The organism is Streptomyces sp. NPDC058284 (assembly GCF_042881135.1).
Classification (GTDB): Bacteria; Actinomycetota; Actinomycetes; order Streptomycetales; family Streptomycetaceae; genus Streptomyces.
Genome location: NZ_JBHVYE010000002.1, coordinates 568,504 through 575,948 on the forward strand (window position 1 = coordinate 568,504; position 7,445 = coordinate 575,948).

General features: G+C 68.6%; 7 protein-coding genes and 1 pseudogene. All 8 read right to left on the reverse strand.

The features are described from left to right. Positions 1-58: 58 nt before the first annotated feature. A complete protein-coding gene (locus tag ACFVYR_RS05685) occupies positions 59-1,243 on the reverse strand; it encodes an NAD(P)/FAD-dependent oxidoreductase (RefSeq protein WP_384257868.1) in 1,185 nt (394 codons plus the stop codon). Continuing rightward, on the reverse strand, positions 1,243-2,085 hold the full coding sequence (gene ddaH, locus ACFVYR_RS05690; protein WP_384257871.1) for a dimethylargininase: 843 nt from the start codon (positions 2,083-2,085) through the stop codon (positions 1,243-1,245). Before ddaH ends, ACFVYR_RS05685 begins: the two co-directional genes overlap by 1 nt. A 71-nt stretch (positions 2,086-2,156) precedes the next feature. Continuing rightward, positions 2,157-2,813: an FMN-binding negative transcriptional regulator gene (locus ACFVYR_RS05695; protein ID WP_384257873.1), complete on the reverse strand. Its 657-nt coding sequence runs from the start codon at positions 2,811-2,813 to the stop codon at positions 2,157-2,159. Positions 2,814-2,815: 2 nt separating this feature from the next. Next, positions 2,816-4,108, reverse strand: coding sequence for a lysine N(6)-hydroxylase/L-ornithine N(5)-oxygenase family protein (locus ACFVYR_RS05700; protein WP_384257875.1), 1,293 nt, complete (start codon positions 4,106-4,108; stop codon positions 2,816-2,818). Between the two features lie 20 nt (positions 4,109-4,128). After that, entirely contained in the window at positions 4,129-4,350 is a 222-nt protein-coding gene (locus ACFVYR_RS05705) for an MbtH family protein (RefSeq protein WP_384257878.1), read from the reverse strand. A 656-nt stretch (positions 4,351-5,006) separates the two neighbouring features. Next, on the reverse strand, positions 5,007-5,759 hold the full coding sequence (locus tag ACFVYR_RS05710) for a hypothetical protein (RefSeq protein ID WP_384257880.1): 753 nt from the start codon (positions 5,757-5,759) through the stop codon (positions 5,007-5,009). A gap of 149 nt (positions 5,760-5,908) precedes the next feature. Further along, positions 5,909-6,310 carry a RidA family protein gene (locus tag ACFVYR_RS05715; protein ID WP_384257881.1) on the reverse strand — a complete coding sequence of 134 codons (402 nt, stop codon included), beginning with the start codon at positions 6,308-6,310 and terminating at the stop codon, positions 5,909-5,911. Continuing rightward, positions 6,307-7,368, reverse strand: a pseudogene (locus tag ACFVYR_RS05720) (acyl-CoA dehydrogenase family protein); the annotation flags it as partial. The pseudogene ACFVYR_RS05720 and the gene ACFVYR_RS05715, both read right to left, overlap by 4 nt. Between the last annotated feature and the right edge of the window lie 77 nt (positions 7,369-7,445).

Sequence of the window (7,445 nt, forward strand, 5' to 3'; positions counted from 1 at the left end):
GCAGCGGAAAAACTGCCGGCGAACTACGGGGGCGGGTCGATTCGCGGTCGACGGCGACCTACAACAAGTCCACGACGTCGGCGGTCATGAATTCGCGCATTCCGATGACGCCCGAGACCAGGGCGAAATAGCGAGAGGTGAGTTCGGGCGACCCGGCGACCGCGTGCAGCATTCGGAGCCTCGCCTTCGTCGGGCGGAGATTCGCCAGTTCGAGCGTGCTCTGGTACGGAGCCTCAAGCGTGTCCGCCATCGTCTTCTCGAAGCCCGACAGCGTCTCGTCGACGGCAGCCGTGTCCTCGATCTCCACCCCGGAGAGGGAATCGGAGATCAGATCGGCCTGAATGAACGCATTGGTGATCCCGCGGGCGCTGATCGTGTCGAGATGGTGTGCGGCGTCCCCGACGAGCGCCCAGCCAGGGCCGTGGGCCTTGCGGAAGTAGTTCCGCTGGTCCCCCGTCCCCCGCCACCGGTCGGCACGTTCGGCGGACATCAGCTGTTCGTACAGTTCCGGCGCGGTCGATCCGACCGCAGCCAGGTACGCCTCGCCGGGATCGCGGCGCGCGACCGGGAATTCGGCCTGCGGCAGGTAGGCGGCCACGATCGTGAGGTCGTCGTGGGTCGGGATCCGGGCGATCCAGCGGCCCACTCGTTCGTGGAATCCGAATCCGGTGCGCAGACCGCGCCAGAACGTGTAGTACACGCAACTCGCCAGGGGGGCGGACCGCAGGACGGGCGCGTCGACCAGACCGGCGATCGTCGAGCGCATGCCGTCGGCTCCGACGACCAGTCCCGCCGAGACGGTCGTCGTGGTGTCGCCGACCTTGATCCGGACGCCGGCGACCCGGCCGTCGCGCCATATCAGTTCCCGCACCCGCGCCCGGTCGAGGAATTCGGCGCCCGCCGACACGGCGGCCCGCACGAGCAGGTCGTCGAGGACGTACCGCCTGGGCGCGTACGCGGCGGACACTCCGTCCACGGACGGCAGCGCCGCGGTCAGCCGGAGACCGTCGATGTCATGGCTGATGGTGTCCAGAGGCGGGCAGCCGGAGGCCACGACATCGTCGAGCACTCCCCATCGCGCGAGTCGTGTGACGCCCGGCTGGTGGATGTAGAGCGTGGACATGGTGTCCGCCGGGAACGACGCCTTGTCGACAAGGAGGACCCGCCGCCCCTGCCTTGCCAGCAGCAGAGCGGTCGACGCACCCGCGCAGCGCGCGCCCACCACGACGACGTCGTAATCCATTACCGCAGTTCCAGAGTGCAGCATTTGGCGCTTCCGCCGGCCTTCAGCAGTTCGGAGAGGTTCACGCCGATGGGATTGAAGCCGCGCTCCGCGAGCAGGGCCGCGAGACCGGTGGCCGCCTCGGGCAGGATGACGTTGTAGCCGTCGCTGAACGCGTTGAGACCGAATACCGCGGCGTCCTCGGGTGACGCCAGGATCGCGTCGGGGAACATTTCCCCGAGAACCGCACGGCTGCCGGGCGAGAAGGCGTCGGGGTAATACATGATCTCGTCTTCGGACAGCACCGAAAGGGCGGTGTCGAGGTGGTAGTGACGCGGGTTGACCAATGTCAGACCGGTCACCGGGAGTCCGAAGAACTCCTGCGCCTCGGCGTGCGAGCGCGGGTCGGTACGGAATCCGGTGCCCGCCAGAATGCGCCGTCCGACGACCAGGTAGTCGCCCTCGCCCTCGTTGATGAACTCCGGCCACAGGCACGCGTCGAATCCCTGCTCCTGGAACCAGGAGAGGTAGGCGGGCCCCTCGGCCGTCCGCTCCGCGTGCCGGAAACGCGCCCCGAGCACCTTCCCGTCCACCACCGTCGCACCGTTGGCGGCGAACACCATGTCGGGCAGTCCGGGTATCGGGTCGATCACGTCCACGCGGTGGCCGAGCGACGTGTAGAGCTCGTACAGCTGCTCCCACTGGGCGAGCGCCAGATCACGGTCGCAGGGCTTCTCCGGGTTCATCCACGGGTTGATGGAGTAGACGACGCCGAAATGGCTGGGGCGGCACATCAGAAGGCGACGCGGGGTCGCCACCCTGGGGCGGCGGTTCGCGGCGGGGATCACTTCGGTGGGGGGCACGGGCAGTCTCCTCCGAGGGGGACGTAGGGCTTTCGGGGCTGGATGGGGCACGCGGGGGTGCGTCGGTCGCCTCAGGCGCTGTCGATACCGGAGTGGTCGAACTCGCGGATGAAGGCGGCGAGTTCACCGCCGCGCCCGGTGACGTCCGCGCCGAAGTGGTCGGCGACCCGCTTCCGGATCTCCGGTTCCTGCTCCTGGCTGAGCTTGAACATGCCGTCGGCCGACTCCACCTCGAAACGGAAAGCCCCCACGGCCGGGCCGATGCCCCGGAAGTACTCCAGTGAGCTGTCCATCTCCCACCCGACGCCGAAGTCCTTCTCGTACGCCAGGACGGTCCGCTGGACGACTTCGAGCGTCTCCTCGAAACCGGGGATCGGCCGCAGCTTTCCCTGGAGGTGCACCGAGACGAAGTTCCAGGTGGGCGCCGCCGGTGTCGTCCCGTAGACCGCGGGGGTGACGTAGCCGTGCGGGCCGGTGAAGATCAGCTGGGCGTCCGCGCCGTCGGTCAGCGAGTCCCAGTGGGAGTTGGCCCGGTTCATGTGGCCGAGCAGCGTCACGCCCTCGGGGCCACCGTCGCCCGGGGAGGCGTCGGGGCTGAAGATCACCGGCAGATGCGTGGCGTACGGCACCCGCGGACCATTGGTGACCAGCGTGGCGAGGGGGTACTGCTCGACGACGCGGCGAAGCCACACCCGGTCTTCCGCCCGATAGATCGGTGGAACGTACATGGTTACCTCGTGAGGATGGACTGGGCGATCTCGCCGGACCGGACCGCGGTGTTGGACAGGAGGCCGGCCGACAGGCCGTGGGAGTGTTCGGTGCTGGCACCGTGGACGTAGATCCCGCAACGCACCGCGTCGGAGGTGATCACGCGGTAGTCGCGCTCCACGCCGAGCCGGCCCTGCTCGTCCCGCTTGCACTCGCGTATCAGGTCCTGGAGCAGCGGCTCGGGGTCGCTCGGCCGGTATCCGGTGGCGTAGACGATCACGTCCGCGTCGATGGTCCGCACCGACCCGGAGGACGTCGACTCGACCACGACCCGCACGCCGTCCGCATGTTCCTCGACCGATGTCACGCGCGAGGTGTTGAGCATGTGGAGCCGCTGCTTGCCGAGGACCTTCTCCTGGTAGCTCCTGCGGTACAGGTCCTGCGAGACCTCCAGGTCGACCACCGAGTAGTTGGTGTTCGCGTGGTAGTCGAGGAGCCGCTGCTTCTCGTCGGCCGGGGCGGCGTAGAACTGGTCGACCGCTTCCGGGTCGAAGATCCCGTTCGCGTACGGGCTGTCGTCGGCGACGCTGTAGCCGTAGCGCGAGAGCACGGTGTGGACATCGGCACCGGAAAACGTGCGGTGCAGGTAGTCGGCGGCCTCGGCGGCGCTCTGGCCGGAGCCCACGACGACGAAATTGCGCGGGGTGCCGGTGAAAGCGGCCGCCCGGGGCAGCAGTTGAGAGCTGTGCCAGATGCGCGCGGATTCCTCGACGCCCGCGGGCAGTCGCGGCGTCAGCCCCATGCCGAGCACGACATTGCGTGCGCGCTGGACGACGGTCTCCTGACCGCCGGACCCGGCGCGGGCCACCACGTCGACGTACTCCACCACGCCGTCCTCGACGACCGGTCGGACGGCGGTGATCCGGGAGTCGTACGACACGTACGGCCCCAATTGCTGCGCCGCCCATTCCAGGTAGTCGTGGAACTCGACACGCAACGGGTACAGGGTCTTGCTGTTGATGAATTCGGCGACCCTGCCCTTCTCCTGGAGATAGGAGACGAACGTGTACCGGCTCGTCGCGTCACGCATGGTCGCCAGGTCCTTGAGGAAGGAGACCTGCATCGTCGCGTCTTCCATCAACATGCCGCGGTGCCAGCCGAATCGGGGCTGCCGATCGAAGAACCGCATGGTGAATTCCGGTGCCACCGCTCCGGCCTTGGCGATGTCTTCGAGAGCGATCGCCAGTGCGAGATTGGAGGGGCCGAAACCGATCCCCACTACATCCGCGATGCTGGATTCTGATTGTGCCGTCATGAACTGGGCCACTTTCCCCTTCAGTGCTTACCGCTGTTTGCCGTCGCCTCGACGAGTGAACTCGGCCGCAGGTCGGTCCAGTTCGTGTCGACGTACTCCAGGCACGCTGCCCGGTCGGCCTCACCGAAGACCACCGTCCAGCCTGCCGGTACGTCGGCGAAAGCCGGCCAGAGGGAGTGCTGGCCCTCTTCGTTGGTGAGCACGAAGAACCTGCCGTCCTCGTTGTCGAACGGGTTGCTCATGGTTGTCCTCGACTTCCCGAAAATTGCATGACGACTTGACCCCGACTTCGCTGATTCGGCTGCGTGTTCAGACCGTGGCGGTCACATGGAGGCAGCGCGGGGCGGAGCGGCGGCCGACCACAGAAAAGAGAGTGGTGAGGCGTCGCCCGGGAAAGCGGGGAAGCATGGCGGTGCACTGCCGAACAGGGCGGCAGGTCCGCGGAGTTAAGCTGCTCAACCTGCACGCACCGGGCCCGCAGGGATACACGCTGATGTGTCAGAAGACGTCTGTCTGCAAGGTCTCAAGTCCCCACCCCCCGATAGGCGCACTATGTGCCGCTCGGCCGCCCATAAGCAACCGGAATGGCCTCCGGACGTCGTCCGCCCGGCAAAGCCAAGATCTTTCGTGAACCTACCTGATGCGCTCCGACTAAGCCAACCTTGACTTGAAGTACCGCTTCCCATACTGGGCGGTATCGTATATGCGGGCTGGATCCCGGACGCGCGAACACCCGCGCCGTCACAGCGGGTTCACCGCACGGCCGCTCACCGTCCCGCATACGGGCACACGAAAGCCGCCCCTGCTTCCGGCGGCTCCGGCAACAGGGGCGGCAAACAGTGCAAATGACGTCGCGTCAGGATATGTTTTTTGCGGGAGTTTTACTTCTCGGCGCCAATCACCGGCCCGACGCGGCCAGTTCCTTCAGGTCCACCGTCTCGTCCTTGTCCGGTGCCTTCGGGCTCACGGGCTTGTTGTAGTCGCTGAACGTCGCCTCGTTGGGCTTGTCGCCGCCCTTGACGGAGCTGCGCAGGACGTACGGCTTGCCCTCCGTGGCCACATACATGGTGTGCGTCTCGCCGCCGGAGGCCTTCTTCGTCAGCGCGATGGCCTCCTTGCCGTCGACGGTCGTCGTGTCACCCTTCTTCAGGCCCTTGCGGCTGGACTTGTCCTCGTCCATCGACGCGACCAGGCCCTGCTTGTCGCACATGCCGGACGTGGAGGCGTCGTCGGCGGGCATCTTGACCCACTTGTCGGCGATCTTGTCCATGACCTTCTGCGAACCCGGCCGGTTCTTCAGCGCGCCCTTCCAGTACTGGTCGTTGCCGCGCACGTACAGCGTCCCGTTCGTGTGCCGCAGGTCGGCCTTGGCGCCCGCGGTCTCGACGGTTCCTTCGCAGTTCTTCTCCTGGTCGACCGCGAGGTCCAGGCTCACCGACTTCCCGTCGGCCTGCTTCATGTCGCCCTTGAGGCGCATCGAGTCGGCGCCCTTGGTGGCCGCCACCGCCTTCGCGGCGATCTGGTCGGCGCTGTCCTTGGCGAACGGTTTGTCGGAGCCGCCTCCGTCGTCGTCGCTGTCGCCGCAGCCGGCCAACAGGGCGGCCGTGAGTCCCACCATTGTGATGACGCCCGTAACCTTGCTCGCACGCACGTGGTCACCCTCCTGCAGAACGTTTGAACGTCCCGTTCCCCGCGACCCCGGTGGCCGCGGTCGTGACCAAGTACCCCGAGACCCTCCGGCCTCACCCGGTAGCGGAGACTCCGCATCGCGGCACGGGCGCTCACCCCTCGCCGGGCCGGTCAGTCGAGTACGGCCACTCCGTCGAGCTCCACCAGCGCGGCGTCGTCCCACAGGCGGACCGCGCCGACCACTGCCATCGCGGGATAGTCGCGGCCCGCCAACCTCCGCCAGATTCGCCCCAGTGCCGCGGCGCAGGCACGGTAGTCGGCGACGTCCGTGGCGTAGACGGTGACGCGGGCGAGATCCGCGGGTGTGCCGCCCGCGTGACGCAGGGCGGTGAGGAGATTGGTCAACGCCCGCTCGAACTGCTCGGGCAGCGTGGCCCCGGTGACCTTGCCCTCGCTGTCCAGCGCGGTCTGCCCGGCGAGGAAGACGAGGCGGGAACCGGTGGCGGTGACGGCGTGCGAGAAGCCGGTGGGCGGGGAGAGTTCGGCGGGGTTGACGCGGTGCAGGCTGCTCATGCGGAGGGCTCCTCGGCGGGAGGTGGCGTGGGAGTGGGGGTGAGCCTGTCGCTCGGGTTCGTGTCCGGGGCCATGTCCAGCTCTTCGTGCGGCGCAAGGTCCAGGTCCTTGTAGAGCTCCTTGGCGATCACCGTGCGCTGGACCTCGCTCGCTCCCTCGTAGATGCGGGGTGCGCGTACCTCGCGGTAGAGGTGTTCCAGGAGGTGGCCGCGGCGCAGGGCGCGGGCGCCGTGCAACTGGACCGCCGCGTCGACCACGTACTGCGCGGTCTCCGTGGCGATGAGCTTCGCCATCGCCGCGCGCCGGGCGATGCCGGGGCCCTGGGGGCCCTCGCGGTCGTACGCCTCGGCCGCCGCGTACACCATAAGGCGGGCCGCCTCCGTGCGCGTCGCCATCTCGGCGACCTGGTGGGCCACGGACTGGAGGTCCTTCAACGCACCGCCGAACGCGGCCCGTTCCGCCGTGTGGGCCAGCGTGGCGTCCAGGGCGGCCTGCGCCATGCCGACCGCGAACGCGCCGACGCTCGGCCGGAACCGGTTGAGCGTGGTCATCGCGACCCGGAAGCCGCGGTCCACCTCGCCGAGCACGTCGTCGCGCCCGACCCGCACGCCGTCGAAGGCGAGTGCGCCGATCGGGTGCGGGGAGAGCATGTCCAAGGCGGTGCCGGTGAGGCCCGGACGATCGGCGGGGACGAGGAACGCGGTGACGCCGCGGGCGCCGGCGCCGGGTGTCGTACGGGCGAAGACGGTGTAGAAGTCGGCCTCGGGGGCGTTGGAGATCCAGCACTTCTCGCCGGTGAGGCGCCAGCCGTCGGGGCCGTCCGGTCGTGCCGCGAGGCGCAGGGCCGCGGCATCCGAGCCCGCGTGGGGCTCCGAGAGGGCGAAGGCGGCGATGGCCCGGCCTGTGCGGACGAGGGGGAGCCAGTGGCTTCGCTGCGCGGGCGTGCCGTGGGTGTGGACGGGGTGGGCGCCCAGGCCTTGCAGGGCGAAGGCGGTTTCTGCCTCCGTGCAGGCGTATGCGAGGGCCTCTCGGGTGAGGCAGAGGTCCATGGCGCGGGATCCTCCGTCGGTTGGGCGGTGTTGCGGGTGCGGGTCCGATGTGGCCGGTCGCGCAGTTCCCCGCGCCCCTGGAGCGT